This is a genomic window from Tardiphaga sp. GW821-FHT12E02 (assembly GCF_058807155.1).
Map to the genome: position 1 here is coordinate 4,250,494 of NZ_JBXAQK010000001.1, position 21,338 is coordinate 4,271,831.

At 63.5% G+C, this 21,338-nt stretch carries 7 protein-coding genes; 1 reads left to right on the forward strand and 6 read right to left on the reverse strand.

Annotated elements, in window-relative coordinates; genetic code table 11:
• Window positions 1-98 precede the first annotated feature (98 nt).
• Window positions 99-836, forward strand: coding sequence for a YkgJ family cysteine cluster protein (locus AC1RQ5_RS20180; RefSeq protein ID WP_493201260.1), 738 nt, complete (start codon window positions 99-101; stop codon window positions 834-836).
• Here the strand turns inward: AC1RQ5_RS20180 and AC1RQ5_RS20185 are convergent.
• Genes AC1RQ5_RS20185 through AC1RQ5_RS20210 form a run of 6 tightly spaced genes read right to left on the reverse strand, consistent with a single transcriptional unit; the run spans window position 814 to window position 21,060 of the window.
• Window positions 814-1,317 (reverse strand): cyclic nucleotide-binding domain-containing protein, encoded by a 504-nt coding sequence (locus tag AC1RQ5_RS20185; protein ID WP_493201261.1) that lies wholly within the window; start codon window positions 1,315-1,317, stop codon window positions 814-816. The two genes, AC1RQ5_RS20180 and AC1RQ5_RS20185, sit on opposite strands and share 23 nt — an antisense overlap.
• Window positions 1,318-1,325: 8 nt before the next feature.
• Window positions 1,326-4,211, reverse strand: coding sequence for an NHLP bacteriocin export ABC transporter permease/ATPase subunit (locus AC1RQ5_RS20190; RefSeq protein WP_493201263.1), 2,886 nt, complete (start codon window positions 4,209-4,211; stop codon window positions 1,326-1,328).
• Window positions 4,208-6,370 carry an NHLP family bacteriocin export ABC transporter peptidase/permease/ATPase subunit gene (locus AC1RQ5_RS20195; protein ID WP_493201265.1) on the reverse strand — a complete coding sequence of 721 codons (2,163 nt, stop codon included), beginning with the start codon at window positions 6,368-6,370 and terminating at the stop codon, window positions 4,208-4,210. The genes AC1RQ5_RS20190 and AC1RQ5_RS20195 overlap by 4 nt, the downstream gene beginning before the upstream one ends.
• Window positions 6,367-7,653 (reverse strand): NHLP bacteriocin system secretion protein, encoded by a 1,287-nt coding sequence (locus AC1RQ5_RS20200; protein WP_493201267.1) that lies wholly within the window; start codon window positions 7,651-7,653, stop codon window positions 6,367-6,369. The genes AC1RQ5_RS20195 and AC1RQ5_RS20200 overlap by 4 nt, the downstream gene beginning before the upstream one ends.
• 56 nt (window positions 7,654-7,709) lie before the next feature.
• On the reverse strand, window positions 7,710-8,078 hold the full coding sequence (locus AC1RQ5_RS20205; RefSeq protein WP_398480639.1) for a hypothetical protein: 369 nt from the start codon (window positions 8,076-8,078) through the stop codon (window positions 7,710-7,712).
• A gap of 37 nt (window positions 8,079-8,115) precedes the next feature.
• Window positions 8,116-21,060, reverse strand: a complete 12,945-nt coding sequence (locus AC1RQ5_RS20210; protein WP_493201269.1) for a hypothetical protein — start codon at window positions 21,058-21,060, stop codon at window positions 8,116-8,118.
• Window positions 21,061-21,338: the final 278 nt, after the last annotated feature.

The following is a 21,338-nucleotide window of genomic DNA, read 5'->3' on the forward strand; positions in this document are numbered from 1 at the left end:
TCCGAAGCCCGAGTGTACTGGGTTGCCGGGTCAAGCCGGGCAATGACAGAGAGCGCTTCCCTCTTACATGCCGGTGATTCGCAGCGTATGCCGCTGCCATGAGCGCACAGGACGCCATCGACTTCGTCTCGGACAACATCGCGGAAGTGGGCGAGCTGATGCGCTCGCTGTCCGGCCGCTATGAAGCCATTTTCGGCAATTTTCGCTCGGCCTGCGGCGTCGTCTGCGAGCGCGCCCCAGGCCTGCCTGAAGCCGCGCGCGACATCGCCGATCTCGCCGGCGCCGCCAGCGCCAGCGTCTATGCGCATATCCCGAACCAGCCACTGCTCGCCTGCAGCAGCGGCTGTGCCGCCTGCTGTCATCTCTATGTGCAAGTCCCGCCCGGCATCGCGCGGATGATGGCCGATCACATCATCACCCATTTCTCGCCGGACGAGCGCGACGCATTGCAGGGCCGACTGGAGGTCGCTGCTGCCGCCGCGCGTGACGCAGACGATCCGGCAAAACTCCGTCACCGCTGCCCCCTGCTCGGCGCCGACAATCGCTGCACCGTCTATGACGTCCGCCCACTGTCCTGTCGCGCCTTCACCTCGCGCTCGGTGACGCGCTGCAATGATGTCGTTTTTGGCGAGATCGCCGACGGCTCAGGCGTCGAGCAAAACGCCGCGCATTATCGCATCCATATGGAGGCGACCTTCGCGCTCGAACAGGCGGCGCGGGATCGCGGGCTACCGGCGCAGCAGAAGGGGCTGGCCGAGGCGCTGCTGGCGGAACTTCCCGCGACGGATAAATCAGCCGCTGCGAAAGCTCAATCTACGCCGTCATCAACCGCTTGATCATGCGGTCAAAACGGCTGCCTGCAACGGTGACCGTATCCAGCAGCGACATGTCGATCTCATCGTCGTCGAGCTCCGCCCCGCTCCCATCGCTCGATCGCGCATACATGGACTGCAACGCTGCAATCGCCCGATAAAGCCGCCCAGCAAGGTCCGGCTCGGCATCGAACTTTGCGTGAAGGACGCCACCAGCAATATGCAGCACGTGGGTCGGCTCGATCGCCGCTGCCGTCACCGACGGTGGCTCACCGTCCACCAGCGACGTCTCGCCGAGCATCTCGCCGCTGCCCCAGATCGCTGTCCGCACGCCATCGACCTCGACGCCGATCTTGCCATCGAGCAGAAACATCAGCGCACCGATCGGCTCGCCTTGCCGGACCAGAATGTCGCCCGGCTCATAACGCCTGCGCTCGCCGGCTTCTGACATCCAGTCGACGTCTTCATCGGTCAACTGGCTCAGAATATGAAGTACCTTGCGCATATGCGGCCTCAGATCAGCTGGCGTTTGGCGAATTCGGCGAATGGCCCTGGCGCCTTAATCAGGTCATCATATGTGCCGTGCTGGGCGATGCGCCCCTTGTCGAACACGTAGATCTGGTCCGCCTCGCGCACCGTCGTGAGGCGATGCGCGATCACCACGCGGGTCACTGCAAGCTTGGCAACGCTCTCGGTGATGATCGCCTGGGTGACATTGTCGAGCGCACTGGTCGCTTCGTCGAACAACAGGATGCGCGGTTTGCCCACCAACGCCCGCGCGATGATGATGCGCTGGATCTGGCCGCCGGAGAACGCCGCCGACGCCTCGGTGACGACGGTGTGCATGCCCATCGGCATCGCCCGGATATCGTCTTCGATCCCCGCCTGCCGCGCCGCGTCCCAGGCATCGTCGATGGTGCCGTCGAAATTGCCCATGATGTTCTCGAACAACGTGCCCGGGAACAGCCTGCCATTTTGTAACACGACGCCGATCTGACGGCGTACCATTTCCGTATCGAGATGACGCAGATCCTGGCCATCATACTGAACGGTGCCCTGCATCGGCTGATCGAGGCCGAGCAGCAAACGCATCATCGTTGATTTGCCGGAGCCGGACGGGCCGACAATGGCGATAAATTCGCCGGCTGCGGCCTGCAGTGACACGCCTCCGAGCGCTGGTGGCGTGTCGGGTCCGTAGCGGAAGGCGACATTGGTGACGTCGATCTTGCCGCTGAGCTGTCCAGGATCGCGCCGCACGGCCGTACGCTCGGGCGTTGCCCTGAGCAATGGCGCGGCACGTTCCCATGAGGTCTCGAGGCCAACCAGCGTACCGACACTCCGCACGATCTGCATCGAGTTGCCGGAAAACGCGCCATAGGCTGTGACGAAGGCAATGAATGCGCCGGTCGTGAACTGATCGCCGGGCAGCAAAGCGAGCAGCAGGAACATCCCCGCCCAGCACAGGAGATCAATACCCGATAGCAGCATCTCGAAGGTGGTCGAGAGCTTGCGCGAGCGATATGAGCGCGCCCGCAGTTCCGCGAAATCGATACCCCAATGTGCGAAGGCACGGGCTTCCGATCCCGTGGTGCGCAATACGCCGATTGCCTGCACCAGCTGGAACACGATGTTGAACACGTCGGATTCCAGCTGCTCGCCACGCCGCTGCGTCTCGCGTTGCAGGCGTGCGAACAGTGCAGACAGCGCGCAAAGAAACAGAAAGCAGCCAACCGCCACCAGTGCGGCCCAGGGCGCATAATAGAACAGCAGCGTTCCATTCACCAAGGTCAGGAACAGCGCCGGAATGCCAGCGAGCACCACATTGGACAGCGAGCGACGGACCTGATCGGCCGAGGCAACACGTGACGCGAGATCGGCAGGGCCAAATCGCAGTGCCGACTCCGGCAGTCGCAGCACGCGGTCCATCACCGCAGCGGCATGCCCACCGCCGGCGCGGCCATCGATCCGCAACGCCGCACGATCATAGGCAATGCGGAATGTGATGGATATCGCTGCCGCAAGCACCAGACCGATGGCGAGCTCGATCAGCTGCTGGCCGTTATGGCCGGGAATAAAGCGATCAAAAGCAAGGCGCATCGCCAGCGGCGTTGCCAGCGACAGAGCAGCGCTGGCAGCAGCGGCGAACACGGCAAGGCCGAGATCGCGCCAGTTCCGGCGCATGCAGAATTTGAAAAACTGCCAGAAGTTGATCGGCGTATCCGGCAATGTCGGATACAGCATATGCGCCGTCGGCAGAATGCGCGCCGCCATCGCGGCATCGACGATCTCGGACGTGCCCTCCACAGGATCGACAACGTTCCAGCGATTGGTCCCTGTCGGCAGCAAAGCGACAACGCGACGCTCTTCATCCAGAAAGGCGACCAGCGGGCCGAGATCCTCCTGCCACCAGTCCCCCCGCAGTGCCACCTGGCGCTGCCTGACGCGCGCAGTCCGCACCGCGCCCTCGAGCGTCATCTCTCGCGCGATCTTTTCGCGCTCGCGCTGGGGAATATCGAGGCCGATTGCATCCGCCACGATCATGAAGACGGCGAGCAGTCGCTCATCCTCCTGCGCGCCATGAGCCCATGCCCGGCGACCACGCTTGGCGACGCTGTGAAACGAACCCACGACTCGATTGGTCAGCCGATCGCTGTTCTGCGATCGCGCTGCGATGCGCTCCTCGATCTTTTGCTGCGCGCCGGTGACGACGCCACCGATCGCCCGGAAGGCGTGCCCATGAAAGATACGCAGCGTCTCCGGCCATGTCGGTCGTTCGGTGAGGACGTCGCCCGTTGCCATGGATGACAGCGTGCCTGCTCCGCCGGCGGTCACCCAGGTCCCGGGTGCCACGACCATCGCCGTGACACCATCGAGTGACGCAAGCCTACTGCCATCGCAATAATCCAGCGCGGCATCACGGCTCTCGATCCACCCCACACCGGACCTGACGGTGACCGATGCTTCGGCCTGACAGTCAATCTGGTCGCCGGGCACCAATGCCCGCGCATCCGGCGGCGGCATGCCAATGACAGCGCGCAGCGCTCCTGCAACGCCCGCGATCCAGCGATCGACCTTCTTGGCGGCATCAGCACCACCGCGCACCAACGTCTCGGCGCCGAGATGATCGAGCTTGAACGGCGCCAGCACGCTCGGTTCCGGCGTGATCAGGATCAATTGCAGCGGCGCGAGCTGCTCCAACGGAGGCAGGACAATATCGTTGGCGCGCGCCTCGAGGATAAAATGGCGTTGCGACACTTGTTCGCCGTCATCCGTCGCCACCAAGAACAGTTCGGCACGGCCGGACTTGATGATCCAGCCGGTATCGACGCGATCGAAGCGAAGCTGTGTGCCGGCCTGGGTCTCGATTTCGTCGATCTTGATGGGAGTCATCGTATTCATTGTGCACCCACCAGTCGGCTATAGCTGCCGGCGGCGGCTAGCAATTCGCTGTGCCCGCCGCGTTCAACGACACGGCCTTGATCGAGCACGAGGATCTCGTCGCAATCCCGCACCGCGCTGATGCGATGCGCAATCAGAATGCAGGTACAGCCGCGGCGACGGATATTATCGACAACATTCATCTCGGCGATCGCATCCAATGCGCTCATCGCTTCATCCAGCACGATGACGCAGGGATCCGACGCGAGCGCGCGCGCGATTGCGAGACGTTGCCGTTCGCCACCGGAAAAGTTACTGCCATTCTCGCTTAGTTTGGCGTCATAGGCATTCGGACGGCCTGCAATCACATCATGCACGGCCGCATCCCGCGCGGCAGCCATGATACGATCATCGGAGATCGAGCTATCCCACATGGTGAGATTGTCCCGGATCGATCCGGAAATCAGCGTCGTGGTCTGATCGACATAGCCGACGGTGGTGCGCAAGGCGGTATTGTCGATCTTGTCCAGCGCCACGCCATCGAGGCGGATCTCACCATCCTGCGGCGTCGCCAGCGCCACCAGCAATCGGCCCAGCGTCGACTTGCCGCTACCGGACCCGCCAACGATGCCAATGCGAGATCCGGGCTTGATCGACAGCGATATATCGACCAGTTGCGGCGGCGAGATTGGCGAATAGCCGAACGAGACCTTTTCTACATCGACACGGCCGGTGAATGTCGGCAATGGCGCAGTCTCGCGATTTGCGTCGAGCATCGGATCGGTTGGCTGACGCAGCACGTCGCCGATGCGATCGGCATAACCATGGGTCTCCTGCAACTGCGCGCCGATGCCGACAAAGCTGGCGATCGGCGCATTGAACAGGGACGCCAGTGTCTGGAAAGCGACGAGCATGCCGATGGAGATCGTTCCCTCCATCACGCCAAACCCGCCGAACAGGACGATGGCCACGCCAGCGACCGAGTTCAGGAAGATCGGTGCATTGTTCAACAGCCGCCGATAGTGGTTCATGTTCTGCTCGGCGCTCAGCATCTTGGCATGCGCACCGGCCCAGCGGCGGAAGAACAGATCCTCGGTACCACTGGCGCGATAGCTGTCCAGATTGGCAAAGCCCTGCACCATCGTGCCCTGCAGGCGCGCATCGTCCTGCAATGTGCGGCGATGCAGGTCCGCCAGAAACCGAACCATCCACAGCAGCAGCCCGAGATTGACGAGCGCGAAAGTAACGACGATCAGTGTGAGCTTCGGACTATAGCCGATCATCACCAGCGCATAGATGGCGATGGTCATAAGATTGACGACTGCGAAACCGACACTGCCCGAAAGCAATCCCGTAAAGCGATCTGCAATGCTGGTCCGACCGGCGATCTCGCCGGCATTGCGCTGGGCAAAGTAATTGGTGGGCAGATGCAGGATGTGCCAGAGCAGCTGGCTGTTCGATGTCACCCCCAGGCGCAACTGCAGGCGTGCCATCAAGTGATGCTGCAGCAGCACGATGGTCGCGCGGGAGATCGCCAGCGCAACAAGACCGCCGATGATCCAGAACAAGAAGGTGTCCTTCTTGGCGATCAGGAAATAGTCGGTGAAAGCGCGCTGCACACCTGGCAGCAACAAGCCGGGAACAAGCAGCAGGAAGCCGGCCAGCACCACGCTCGCCAGACCGACACGCACGCGTCCCAATTGCGCAGCAATATTGCCAAACAGAGATGGCGGGGTGCCGCCCGGCTGGAATTCCGGCGTCCGCTCGAATGTCAGCACCACGCCGGTAAAACCTTCATCGAACTCCGTGAACGTCATGACCCGCGGCCCGGTGGCGGGATCATTGACCCAGACCTTGCCGCCTCGCATGCCCTCGACGGTGATGAAGTGATTGAAATTCCAGAACACCACGACAGGCATGGTCATCGTGGCGAGATCTTCCGGCGCCTTGGTAAATCCCCTCGCCGCGATACCGTAATGTTTCGCACCGCGGACGATATTGCTTGCCCGGGTGCCGTCGCGATTGACGGCGGTGACATAGCGCAGTTCTTCGAGCGACACCCAGCGGCCGAAATGCGCGAGCACCATGCCGAGACAGGCAGCCCCGCATTCAGCGACTTCATGTTGCAGAAAGGTCGGCGTCCGCTTCCGCGCGGCGCTGCTCATCATCGCGGCTGTCATGACTTCGACGCCAGGATCTGGCGCAGCGGCGGGATCACGAGACTGAGCAGCGGCATGTCCCGCACCTCGATATCCGCACGTGCGAGCGTGCCGTCATTCAGGCGAAGATCCGGACCACGCGACGACGACCACTGATAGCCGCTCGGCGTCGATGCGTCCTTCTCAAGATCGACAGCGATCTCGATCGGTGCTGCATTGTTCGACAGCGTCTGCACCAGTTGCTTGTTCTTGAGCGTATACGCCATACCTTCCGGCGTCGCCGGTACTTCGGCGACCCAGCGGACTTTGCCGATCAGGAAGCCATATTCCTCGCGCGGCGCCACCGAGGGCGATAGCGCCACCCGCATGCCCGGCTTGATCTGCTTGCCCTCGCCTGACGGCACGTAGACGATCGCCGTCAGCTGTTCGCCGATCTGGCCAGTCGCATTGGCGAGATTGCTGGGGATCACGGTAAAAAGCGATGAGCCGCGCTCGACGATTTCGCCAAGCTTGACCCTGAGCTCGACCACGCGACCATCATAGGGGCTGCTCACGATGCTCTCGCGCGCCAGCTGCTCCGCCAGATTGTCGTGCTTGCGCTGGGCCGACGCGACCTTGAGCTCGATCTGCATCAGTTCCTGATCGTCGGCGACGCGCTGCTTGGTTTCCTCGAAATCGAGATCCTTGAGCCCGTTGGTGTCGCGCTGGCGCTGATCCTCGGCCTGCCCGATCTCGAGTTGGGTATCGAGCAGCTTCTGCACGGCGATATAGCCCTTGGCCATCAGGTCGCGATTGGCCGTGTCGCGCACCACCAGCTGTTCGAGACGATCGCTGAGAAACTTGATGTGATCCTGATAGGCCTGCCGCTTCTGTTGCGTGACCGCCGCCAGCATGGGCTTCTTGCGCGCCTGGAACGCGGCAATCTGATCGCGCTCCGCCTGAAAATCCTTCAGCTCGGCTTTTGCCGTTTCGAGCTGCGATTGCATTTCGCTCTGGTCGAGCTTGGCAATCTCCTGCCCCGCTTTGACCTTGTCTCCCGGCGCAACGCTGAAATTGATGAGACGGCCGCGGCTGCCGCTGGTGACTTCGAACAGGCCACCACGCTCGAGCAGGATGCCGCTGCCCCCCACCATGATCGGGACCCGGATCATCCAGGCCCAGATGGCGCCGCCGACGATCAGGGCAATCAGCGCGCCCAGCCCGATCCGCTCGGCCGAGCCGACGATCTTGAGTCCCTGATCGAGCCGATCCGGCGTCGACAGCCGCTCCAGCGCCGCGTCGCGAAAAATCTTTTTCTCAGCCACTTACGTTCCCCAACGTCTCTTGCGGGCGCCGCATTGGCGTTCCGCGAACCCGAAACTCAGTTTGACTTGACTGTCTTGGCCTTCTCGGCCTCGACCTTCTCCACCACCTCGGGCAGCTTGTTTGCGAGACTGACGATCATCGACACATAGGTCGCGACGCGCTCGCGCATCTGGTCGGCATCCTTGCGGCCCTTGGTCAGCGCCTGCACGATCACCGCGAGCCGGGTCGCATCGATCTGCGCTGTGCCAGGCAGCATCGCCAGAACCGCCGTCATCGACATGATCGCGACCTGCTGCGCATCCGCCATGTGGGCGAGATGCTTCACCGAGTCGCCAAAGACCATGGACAGGCCGTGAATGGCTGAATCGCGCGTTGGCGGCTGCTGGGCCGCATCCGCGCCGTTTGTCTTCGTCGTGTCCGACATGTCTGCTTCCTTATCGTGTCATCGGGTTGAAACGGCCTCAGAAGGTGAGACCCATGAGCCACATGGCCATCAGCGCGGCCTCGGCATCGAGGCGGAGTGTTTCCGCCATCTTGTCGAGGAATTTGTCGAACTGGGCATCGACGACTTGAACCAGCTTGTTGGATTCCAGCATGTCCAGCGCCGCCTGGCCGAGCGCGCGGGCATCGTCCGCGAGATTATCCGGATTGCCGGACATCAGATCGACGAAAGCTCGCCCCGCCGCCTCGCCCACACCGGAAATGCCGTCGAGGCTGAAGCCGGTGACGTGCTGGAACAGCTCGCGGCCGAGCTCCTCCGCAGCCGCGCCGACATCGCCGCCGGTCACCGCGGCCTTGAACGTATCGAAGGTTCCTTCCGCTAGGTTCAGCACGGTGTTCGCCGCGGCATGCACGCTGCCCGAGATGATGCCGCTGATCAGCGAACACGTATTGGCCAGTGTCTGCATCGTCGCCAGCGTCATGCCGCCGTCATGCATGCCGTTCTGCACGGCGGGAATGCCGAGCACGATGACGGCGACATTGCTGGCGATGGTGACGCCGGTAAAGACGCCGCCCGCACCGGCGCCAAAGGCTTCGTTCAGCATCGCCGACTGAAGGCCGCTGGCCCAGCCCGGCAGGCCGGCACCCGCCGCATTGAAGATGCCAGCTGCGGGCACGCCGCCGACCGCAAGATCGACGCCGAGATCCACCCACTTCTGAACGCTCGCGGGATCGCTGGTGAGATAATGGATGTCGCGGGCGGGCGCCCAGGCGCGCTCGATGGCGTCCAGCGCCACCGGCGCGTAGCTGAGGCCGATGGTGAAATACTGGCTCGCCATCTCCGCGCACATGATGATCTGCTGTACGGCCGGCGGCATATTGGCGAAAATATCGATGCTGCTACCGCTGCCGGACGGCGACGTGCCGGCCCGCGCGTGCTCCGCCATCATCTGGTCGACCAGCACCTGCGTGACGTGCTGCGCCAGCGCGAGGCCGGCACCGAGATCATAGGACGTGGCACCACCCGCGACCTGCAGCGCGCCGAGGCCGGTGAGCAGCTTGGCCGCATCCGCGGTTTCGAGCAGTTGCTGGATTCCCGACGATGTCGGCCCGCCATGCATCATGATCTGTTCGGGCGTCGCATGCGGATCTATCTGTCCGCTCGCCGACAGGTCGAGACGTGCCAGCGCGATGCATTCGAGGATCGACGCCTCGGTGGCCGGAAGGCCTTCGGTCGCAACCGCGATCTGGTCGCGCAGCATCTCGACAGCATCGGCCGCCGACAGCCAGCCACGGGACGCCATCGTGACCAGCGAGTCCGCGGTGGACTCGCCGCTGATGCGGCTGCCGATCTCGGCGCGCACCGCATCCAGCGCCGCATCGCCGGCGGCATGGCCTTCGAGCCCGTGCGCCAGCGCCAGCAGGCCCATGTCCTTTGCATATTCGGAGCCGCCGCCAGCGCGAAGGATGGCGTCGACCGCCTCGTCGCCGGTCATGTGACCGCTGAGGACGGCTTCAATCGCCTGCGCCGACGCCACTTCGGCCTGCATCATGCCGACCGCATTGGTGATCGTGAAAGCCTCTTGCTGCCAGGTGGTGTTCCAGCCGGGGAAATGCGCGTCGGCATACCAGACGGACATCTCCCCGTTCATCACCGCCAGGGCCGTCGCAGTGGGAGGGATGGTAGCGGTCGTTCCCAGCTCGCGCATCAACCCCGCCGCGTCCGCCAGCGAAAGCGAGCCGCCGAGCACAATCTCCGCCACGGCATGTGCGGCCGAGCCATTGACGATGTGATTGTAGATCTCGGTGCCGATCGCCGTCAGCGCCGCATTGCTCGACACTGGCAAGCCTTTGGTATCGATGTTTTGCGCGACGCTCTGATAGACCGACAGCAGCAGGAGATCGACGGACACGCCCGTGCTGGTGGCGATCGCCTTGATGTCGTTGATGGCATTTGCTGCCGAGGTCGTACCACGCACAAGACCGACAAAGTCCGGCACCACCTGCGTCAGCGCGTCATGCATGGCCGTGTAGACCTGCGACGTCGGCGCAACGCCCCAAACCAGCAAGGTCAGCGCGGCGAAGCTGGAGACGAAGGCGGATTCGGTCGTGCCGTTATGTGCGAGAATATTCGTCACGACCGCGAGCTGCTGGTTGGCATCGAGCGGCGCAAGCGCATCGAGCACCTGCTGCGCCGTCAGCGAACCATGGGCCACCATGTCGGCGAGCTGTTCGCCGACCAGTCCAACACTGACCCATCCATTCTGCAGCATGGTCACGAACTGCGTGAGCGCCTGCTGCGGCGCCATCACTTGCGCGATAGCCGTCAGGAGTTGACCGTCAATACTGCTCGAGAGCAGCTTGAGGTCTGCATCCGCGGCAGCCTGCGCGCTGGCGTTCGTGGTGGCATTGACAAGGCCTAGCAGAGTGAGGGCTGCGGTATTCGATGACACGGTCTTCTGGTCTTCCGGCCGCGAGCCCGGTGTCGTGACGGCATCCTTCCACGATTCGGTGCCTTTGATGGCACGGTCCACCGTCGACATGACTTCGCGTGCCAGTATCGCTGGCGGAACCAGCGAGTTGAATGACTCGAGCATCGCTGGATTGATCATCCGCCCGATGATCTGGCCGATGTAATATTGCACCAGCGCGGTCGGCGCGAACTCGATTAGATACCTGGTGAGCAGGGTCGACATATTGGTCGCGGCGGACAGACCGCCGTTATACTGCACGTCGTTGCGCAAACGGCTATCCACATAGCTTTGTACAGCGGCATCGCCATGCGCGCCGACACTCGCGATCCAGCCGGCCGCCGCGACAGGCGTCAGATTGGCCAATGCAAGCGCGTAGAAATTATGGATATTGTTGGCCCCGATCGGCTGGCTCAGTAATCCTGCCAAAGCCGTTGCCGCAGCGTCGATGATCGCCGTGCCCTCCGTGGCGAAGCCGGTGAGCAAGCGTAGCGCAATGGCAAACGGGGCATGCGCGACATCATCCATGGCCTGCGACGCACCAATGGCGCCGGATCGGATCATCGAACCGATCTGGTTCAACACCTGCGCATCCATCGCCGTATTGGCCGAGGCCAGGCCAACCAAGGCAGTGACGATCTGATCGGCACTCAGGGCCGAACCGGTCAGGATGGTCACGACCTGCGCAAACGAAATCACATTCGCGCTGATCAGCACATTGAGTTCGGTACCGAGATAGCCGAGATGCGCAACCGACGTCGCGGCCAGGCCACTGAGGACGATCACTGCACGGTCCGCGGTGATCTGGTGCGCCGTCACCATCGCCAGAATTTCGCCCGAAAGTGCGCTGGCGACCACCGCATCATTCTGCAATCCCGACATCGTCAGACCCGCTGCGATGGTCGTGATGATGGCCAGCGCCTGATCCGACGTGAATATCGGATTGGTGGTCACCCCATGGAATGCCTGTGCGAGCCGCCCATCACCGAAGTTGAACGTCCACACGGCGATCTGCTGTACAGCAGGGTCGCTGCTCAGCGCCATGGACGCATAGATCAGGTTGGCCTGCCCCTGCGTCAGGCCGCTGGTCGCGCCAACCGCCCAGGCGACCGCATGCATCGCCGATTCATTGACGATCAGTTGTTGCGTGACGAGGGCACCGATGGCGCTGGCAGCCACGAGCGCGTCGCTGACTGCAAGCCGGCCGACGAGATTGGCGATCAGCGAGGCGGCCTGCTGGCCACTCAATGCATGAGCTGTCGCCAACGACACGATCTCGTTCATCGCCGCGGCCGGGCTGATCAGGGCCGGCATGCTATTCGCGCCGGTCATCAGTGCCTGCAATTGGCGGATTGCTGTATTCGCCAGTTCGGGATCGGGTCCCGTGATGCCGTTGTAAGCCAGCTCGGGATTGGCACCGTCGCCGAAACCATAGCGGACTGCAGCTGACGCCAGAACCTGAACTGCCTCCACCGCCGTCAATACGCCGGCCCGCACAAGCCCCGTCATCAGGGTCTGGGCATAGTCTCCAATCGAACCTGCCAGCGCGAACGTCAGTGCTTCCTCGCGCGACATGACTTGATTGGCGACAGCATCAGCCAGAAGCGGCACCCAGGCCGTGAAGCTGCGTACGACCGGGCTCGCTGTTGTCTGGTCAGCCGCCCACATCGCTGCCAAGGCGCGACCAACGGTTTCGGCCATCGTCACCGAGTGGCCCGCCATGGCGAGCAGCGTCGCCTGCACACTACCGCCATTCGTCATGAGCGACGTCGTCACCAACACGACCTCGCCAAGCATCTGGCTACGCGTGTATTTATCAAGCGCGAGCGCCAGCCCGGTCGCGCCAGCACCGATGTCGGCGGTCGCCGCGGCGGCAATATTCAGCGCCACCTGGAGCGCGCGCTCCGGACTGATCACGTTCTGTCGCGCCGCGTTGTCGATCAGCGCAGCCACGGCTTGCGCATCAACCTGCCCGCTATGCACCAGCGTCAAAATGCCCACACCGGAGGCAGCCTGCGCCGCAGCGCTGCCGTTCACCGACATGCCGATGAGAACGCCGAGCTTTTCGGACGTCGCAAGCGATGTCGCCGTGCTGATGGCCTCCGACACTTGCTGATCGGTCAACAGGCCACGATCCGCCAGCGTGGCGAGCATGCCGCCGACCAGGCTCTGCAGTGCAGTCGAACCATGGTGCGCAGCGGCGAGCAAGGCCGACGCCGCACCAGCAGCGTCAATATGGTGATTGGTGACAAGCGCAGCCACCTGCGCGAGGATGGCGACCCGCATCGCGCTGTCGCCCGCTTCTTCGAGATGCACGAGCGCGGTCAGTACTTGCGCCGCATTCAGCCCGTGACCGACCGCGCCGTCGATCACAGCAAGAACCTGCGCGATCGTGATCGCCGCGTTGGTCACCTGCGTCTGTATCAGCGCCGCCATCTGCGTCTGCAGCGCCGATGTACTGGCACCGGCGATCGCGCCGGTCAGCAACACGACGGCCTCGCTTTGTGACAATGTCGAGGCGGCAAGCTGAACCGCGAGCGCCGATGTCGATCCGGTCACTTGCACGATACGTCCGACCACCAGACCCGCAGCCGCTTGCGTCGCTGTGTCCCCGTTATCGGCGAGGCCAAGCAACAGCCTGATAGCTGCAACCGCCGACAGCGCGCCACTCGTGAATGCCGCATCGACGGCCTGAGTGACCAATCCACCATCGGTCGTCAGACCAATCATGATGGCCGCAGCGCCGGTCTCGATCGCGGCCATGCCGCATCCCGCGACCGTCATCAGCAGCGACATGGCGTTCGCCTCAGAGATGCCCTGCCCGATCAGCGCCGAAATCGCATTGCCGATTGCCGCGGTGACGCCCGCACCCGTATTGGCAGTCATGCCCGCCAGCAGCGCGACGGCCTGGCTCGCAGTCAGGGCCTGGGCCTGCACGGCCGCAAGGACGCCGCTGATTGCACTCGGCAGATCGGTCGCGTTCTGCGCGATGGCGAGGCCGAGCGCTGCACCCGCCTGGATCTGCTGCGTCACGCTGCCCTGATGCGCCATCGCGACCAGCGTGGCGACCGCCTGATCGATGGTCAGGCGATGGGCTGCGACCAGAGCGGCGATCTCGCCGCCAACAGCCGTATGAATAACGTCGGACGCGGTGAGCGGGATGTTGGCGAGCAGCGCCACCGTCCTGGCCGCGTCGAGCGTGCCTGTCGCAACCGTGGCATCGATACCGCTGATAGCCGCGGTGAGATCGAGTTTGTTGCCGGCAACCAGGCTTGCGATGGCGTCAGCCACGGTCGCGAGCGCAGTCGGATTGCTGCTGATGGTTGCGATCCGCGCCAGCAATGCTGCGGCGTCGCCGCTCTGCAGGCCACCGGCAAGGTAGCTCGCTTGGTCCTGGAACACCGTAGGAAAGGTCGAGCTTAACGCATAGGTCGCCAGCGCAATGGCGTCGATCGCCTGCGCCAGTGTGAGACGGCCGTTCGTGATCAGCGCATCGATCTGGTGCGCCACCGCCGCTTCCACGGCAGCATTGCCATTGCCGTCGGAATAGATGCCGGCCAGCAGCGCCATTTCCTGGGCGACGCCGAGACCATGGTCGATGCATGCATCATGCAGGGCACCGAGCACCTCCGCCCCCGTCAGCATGCCGCTGGAGATCAGATAGGCGAAGTCGGTGCGTATATGCGACAGCAGATTGACCGATGTGGTCGTGCTGAGTTGGGTAAGCAGGTCGATGGCCTGCACTGCCGTGATGCCATAGCCGATGGCGCCGATGATGGCGTCCGGCCCGGTCGCCGGACCATTTCCGATCAGCCCCTTCACAACCTGAACAGCAATGTCGGCGAGTTCCTCGCTCTGTGTTCCGATCGAAACGATCTGAGCGATGGCGCCCGCCGTGGTGATCGCGTTGGCGATGACGAGCGTGTTGACGTCACTGGCGACCCGTGCAGCAAAGTTGCCGCCGAAGGCGAGCGACGCAGCCGGATTCAGCGCCAGGAGGGTCAGCGCCCTGACCGCTTCCTGTGCCGACAGCGGCCCCGTTGCGGCAGTCGTGAGCGCCGTCTCGATGATCGACCACACCGATGTCGTGTCTGCCGTGACGATGGTGATCAACATGTCGATCGCGTCCGCGGTCCGGCTCGTCATCGCAGCAAGCAGGGTGATCGCGGTGCTGAAATGGATTTCGCCGGTTCCGCGCAGGCTCGCCGGCGTGCTGCCGTCGATCGCCGTGGAGGTCTGAAACAGGCCACCATGAACCACAGCTGCAAAGGCGGCTATCGTGATCTGATGGTTCGCGATCAGATCACCGATCGCATGTCCGGCGGCTGATGGCGCGAGGACGCCGTAGGGCGCGAGAAAGCTCAACGCCTGCTGCGCCGACAGCGCGCCGCTCTGCAGCAGCACCTCAACCGTCTCCACCACCGTTGCCGGCGGGATCTGCGTGGGCACCGACTGGTTGCCGAGCATTGCCGCCATCTCGCTGAAGGCGGCAGGCGTATCGATCGCAGCAGCCACCTTGATCAAGAGACGCGCCGCATCGTCCGCATGCAGACCATTCGATGCCAGCGAGATCGAGTCCACCACAGCGCCGACGGCCATCCACATGGTAAAGGTCGGGCCGTTGCTGGCGAGAATACCGGCAATATGCGTCGCTGCGCTGTCCTGCAACGCGTCATGGGCCGCCAGCGCCGCGAGGATGGCGACGCCATTGGTCGGGCTGATCGTCGCGTTGCCATAGGCGGAGATGCCCTCGATCGCGCTGCCGATCGCATCCGCGGACAGGCCACGATCTGCCAACACGCCGAGCGCATAGACGGACGACATGATCCAGTTGGTCGCATTGGTCGAACCGACCAGATAGATTCCGTTGCTCGTCGTATGTGCCAGCGCCGAGGTGATCATCGTCAATGCCTGGCTGGTGGTGAGATTGCCGGCTGTGACCGCCGCGACAATGAAGCTCATCACCTGCTCGGCATTCGATCCGCCAGCCGCGATGATGGCGGTCAGCTCGCTGCCGACCGTCGCCATGTCGGCACCGGTTTCCGCCGCGACATTGATCCGCATCTGCGGACCGATCTCGTCTTCGAGCGCGTCGATCTCAAGATTCACCGCCGCCTGGATTTGCGCGCTGCTTTCTCCGACGGCTTCGAGCGCAGCCGCAACCGCCACGTCGCTCACCCTGAAGCCACGGATCATCGCGACGAGTTCATCATGAACCAGCGGCAACAGGCTGGCGCCCGTCCCCGGTCCAGCGCCGGCGGCGAACAGGCCTGCCAGCAGTTTCAGTTCCTGCGCCGCCGTGATCGTGCCCGGCGCATTCGGCGTGATGACGCCCTGCGCATAGGCATTCTGGATGAAGGCAAAGGCGTCGGACACATGCATCTTGCCGGCGGTGACCGGCGACCCATCGGGAACAATCAGGCCCGCGATGAAACTCGCAAAAGGCAGCTGAAGCGTCGTGAGATTCTTGACGGCAAGGTCCAGCGCGAGCGGGATTCCGAGATCCGCCGCACCGCTGAAGGCGACACCAATGGCGCTGAACGGGCTCATGCCCTGTGCGCCTGGGTTCGCCGTCAACAGATCGGTCATCCCATCGACGACAAGGTCGTGGCGCTCCGGATACGACTTGGCCAGCATCGCATAGAGCGCGAACGCGCGCTCTATGGTCGCGCTGCCATCGTGGACAGCCCCGGTGACGGCATCACGCAGCTGCTGCGCGGACAACACATTGGCGTTGAGAAGCACGGACAACTGCGCCGCAATCGGGCTGTTGACCGTCCCGACCTGGCTTTCGTGGGTCGCGGCCACGCTGGCGAACAGCGCGACTGCCTCGTTGATCGTCAGCACGCTGCCGATGGCACCATTGATTTCCCCGATCGCCACCACGCCGTTGATCGCACCGGTATAAATCATCGATCCGATCATGGCGCCCGCAGCAAGCATCACGGCGGGACTGATGGCGGCGAGCTTGATATACGTGTCGAGCAACTCGCTTGCCGTCTGCGACGTCGCCTGACCGATCGTCTGCGCGGACAAAATGAGTTGCTGGGCCGTCATCAAGTGATCCGCGATCAACGTATTGATCGTGGCTGCGACATCAGGCTGAACGGTGTTGCCGGTGATCATGCCGAGCAGCAATTGCGCGGCCTGCGCTCCCGTCAGCGTGCCGCTGCGGATGGCGTCGGCGATGCCCGACAGGACGTCGGTGCCGGGATTCGCCGCGGCGATGGCGCTGATTTCCGCGCCCACCGCCTGCGACAACACCGCATAGGTGGGTGCGTCGAGCATCCCGGCCGCGTTGCTCAACATGCCGTTGAGGGCCAGCACGGCAGCCGATGCCGAGATGCGACCCGGAACCATGGCGGAAATCTCGCCAAGTGCATCATGCAGCAGCGTGCCGTTGGTCACCGATCGCTGGGCGATATTGAGATAGAGTCCGAGCGCCGTGGTCGCCGGCAGGCCATCCAGCGCATCGGTCACGTCTGCAAACGCGACCGTGATGTTCTCGATCATGCCTTTGAGCATGCTCGCGAGTTGCGGCAGCGTGTTCGCATTCGAATTTGCGGCAGCAGCAATCACGAACGAAAACGCCGTGGCGGGCGACGCGAAAAAGCCGTAGGTGGGATGTGCCAGCGTGCGCGCCAGTTCGGCCGCGGCGACGGCCGAGGACGGATCGCTATGCGCGATGAAGCTGTTCAGCAGGTAGGTCATCTGCACGATGCCGATGCCTTCCGAGCCTTGCAGGACATGCGCATTTTTGTTGGCGGCAAGGCGCACCTCGTCCAGCAACAGGCCGGCCGTCACGCTGCCATCCGCGACCACCGCCGCAAGAAGCGCGCCTGCCATGGTGGCGAGCGCGAGATTGCCCTGATAGGCAAATTGCAGGCTGATCTGCTTCGCGGCGGCGGCGCCGAGATCGCCATGCGCCAGCATCTCGACCAGACCAGCAGTCAACAGCGCGACGTCATATGTATTCGCAGTGACCGCACGAAGGACGGCATCGTAAAGTTCGCCCGCCTGCTGCAAGACGACGAGCGCGTGATCAAGCGTGATGAGGCCGACCGAAACCAGCGGCCCAAACGCATAGCCGTCATAGGCCACCAGAACCCGCTCCACCAGCGATGCCTGATTGACGCCGGCAGCGTCCAGGACCGCGTCGAGACTATTGACGCTGATCTGACCGTTGTGAAACGCGGTAGCGAGTTCGTTGACGACAGCCGTCTGCACGGCCGCATCGCTTGATGACGCCAGTGCGGACAGCACGCGCACATAGTTTTCGACACTGACGGCCGTCGCATTCCAGCCCGCGAGCAGCCCCAGATGCAGGCTGTTGACGAAGTCCGCGGCGGTCACTGTTCCGCCCGAGATCAGGCTCTGCAGCTCGGTCATGACGGCAGGAGTCGATGATATCCCGGCCAGCACCTGGATCGCGTTATCGGACTGCCACCAGCCGGACACGATGGCAGAATGAACATCCGTCATCGACACCTGCGCGTTGCCAATCAGGCTTTGCAGCTGCTGCGGCGCATTGAACTGCGGCAGGCCCGTCATCACGAACACGGCGCGGATCAGCTCCGCTCCGCTCATCGCATGGCTGGACGCGATGTCGCTGATCGACGCGGCGACGGTCCCGCTCATGGCCAAGGGCATTTGCTGGAACAGGATCGGGACGCCAGACCAGTTGCCATTGAGCAATGTCTGCGTCGCCAGCCAGAACGCGGAGCGCACGGGTTCGGTGGTCGTCGATGCGCCGAGCGCGCCGATGACGAAAGTGAGTGCCGCATCCGCGTTCATCGGATATGCGACCGTCGGTGCCGCCGATTCCGGCTTGCCGCCAAGGCCGATGCCCAGGCAGGACAAGATCGCGGTGGAGAGATCCAGCGTCATCTGGCCGGCCGGTACGAAGATGGCCACGCCTGCGTCGGCGACGATCTTCGCGAATTCGGCACCGGCCGCTGTTTGCGTGGCCGCATCGCCGTGACTGGCAATATTGATCAGCAATTGCGCGACCTGCGGTGCAGTCAGGACGGCATTCGTATAAGCGAGATCGATGCTTGCCATGATCGACGTCACGGGCGACTCCCCGCTTGCGATCAAAGCGGCGAGCTGGCTGGCCGCGGTTTCGAGATCGGCGAAGTTCGTCGTCGAATTGAGTCCGTTGAAGATCGCGGTCGCCGGATCGCCGGAGGCCAAAACAGCGAGCTGGGAATCCAGAATGGCAACGAAGGCAGCATTATTCGCAGTCTGGGCGGCGTCGCGGATGTCATTGAGGATGTCGACCGCATGGCCGCGCTGAAGCAACGGCGTCGTGCCGGTCACCAGCGCTCGGATCTCATTGTTGATGGCGATCTGCGCCGTCGAGCCCGCACTCGATGCGAAATGCGCAAGCATCACCAGCGCCAATGCACCGGTGGTCAGGCCGCTGACAGTGGAGTTGTGGATCGCATCGGTGATCGCAACCGGCGCGATATTCTTGTTGGTGACGAGCCAGGACAATCCGGCACCTGCGATATCCGCGGGGATCGCCGTCTGCCCATTGCCGACGGCTGCACTGAGCAGCGCAACCGCGGCTTCGACCGACAATGTCGAAAGGCTGCCGATCCAGTTGGTGACCGATCCGACCAAGAAATTTGGCTGGGACACCGGCCAGTCATTGGGATCGAGCATCCCGGCAAGGGCGCCACCTGCCGCAGCGGCAAGATCGTGATTGTGGCCGGCCAGGAAGGCCAGCAGCAGGATCGTGTTGTCGGAACTGGCGGCCGGCCGAACCGTCATCACGTCAGCCATGATCTGCGCAGCACTCAGCGGCGGCACGGCCGCAGCAGCGAGCGCGACGATGGCATCGGCGATCGCTTCCCGGCCGCTCGCGCGTATGGTCGAGGTCGCGACATCGGCGAGGGTTTCGATCGCCTCGTGCACCGTGAGCGCCCCGGACGCCACCAGCGCCGAGACCTGATCGAAGACGATCGGACCGATGGCTGGATCATAATAGATCGACGCGGTACCGCCGACCAACCCGACCAGCCCATGAACCACGGCGACGCCGCCATAGGTCGATACCAATGACTGGACTGCAGCGGTGACCGCATCAGCAGCATCGGGCACATTGGCCGTCCCGACCATCATCAGCATTTCGAGCGATCGGCTTGCGGTGGCATTGGCCAGCAGATCCGTCGCTGCCTGAGCTGCGGTGATCTTGCCACTCTCGATCAATGCGACCAGCTCGGCTTCGGCCGTCGGCGCAAAGGTCGGGCCATAGCCACCATTGGTCGCGAGGCCATACAGCAGGGCCACGGCCCCGTCCGCCATCGCCGTCGTCGCGGCACCATTGTGGATGCCCGTCATCACCTCCGTCATGCTGAAGACGTGGGTCTGTACGACGAGCTGCACGATCAGTTCGGCGGCCCATGCCGTCCTGTTGCCATGCGCGACACCGATCAGCAAAGCGATCGCGTCGTCGGATGCGATACCGAAATCCGCGACGGCCGCCTTGAACTGGTTCATCACCGGCGTCCAGGAGAAGATGTCGCCCGCCATCCGTTGGGCGAGGATGCCGCCGGCCATCTCCGCCAGGCCCTCATTCGCCTCGACCATGGACAGGAAAAGCCCCGGCAGACGGGTATCCGTACCGAAGATGTTGTCGTTCAGCACCGTCCTGATATCGTCGGGGTCGATATTGTGCGTGCTGGCGAGATCACCGATCGCGTGTCCGGCCAGGTCCACGTAGGGCGCCGTGCCCGTCAGGGGCAGATAGGTCGTCAGGGCGGTCAGCACCGCAATCGCCTGCAAGCCCGTCAGGTCGTGGTCATCGACCGCGGCGGTGACGTCAGCCACGATGTCTGCCGCAGGCATCGCATATTGCTGTGCCATGTTGGCAATCTGGTTCATCAGCCCCCAGTTCAGGTATTGGTCCTGACCGGCCAGCGCCGCGAACGTGGTCACCGCCTGATCCGCGGTCAGCGCATGGTCCCCGATCAGATTGCTGATCTCGGTCGCAGCCGCTGGCGCGAGCGCGGGATAGTCACCGAGCATGGTGTACTGCGCCTGGATCACGCCACCGAGGATGCCCGCCGCCTGCACGCCGGTCAGGCTATGGGTCTGGGTGACAGCCTCATGCAGATCGGCCATGGCCGCCGTCGCATCGATGAAACCGCGCGCGATCAGCGTCGCAATTTCTGCGCCGGCAATGGCCTGCATGGCGTGGTCGGGCTGGCTGCCGATCAGGCTGGCGATCTGGGAGATCGCCTGCTCGCCGGTGATGGCGTGGCTGCTGACCTGATCTTCGATCTGCTGCAGCGGATTGGGGAGATTGTCCGGAGGATGCACGACCGGTGGATTGTTGCCTCCGCCGCCTTCGCCGCCCTCGGACATCAGATGCAGCTCGCCGCCCTCGGCGCTGCGACCACCGACCACGCGATCGAGATCGTCCAGGGACAGCTCGTCCTCGACAAACCCTGCCAGATGCATCGCGCCCTGCCCCGAGCCTTGCGACATCTTCAAATCTCCATTCGCATCTGCGAAATCCGTGGCCATCTGCCGTGGTTGATCCAATCGGGTATCGGCAGCGTCCGTGCCGCGATCCTTGCGGGGGTCATCAGCCGATCGAACCACCATCTCGTCGTCCAGTTCTTCCGATCGGTCCGGGTGCCACAGGCCTTCTGCCTGGCGCCGCAGCGCGAGCGTGGTGATGCACGCCGACGCAAAAACCGCGGATTGCGGCAGGTCGCCGATACCAATGCCCCCATCTAGAGTCCTGATGGGACAACGATATT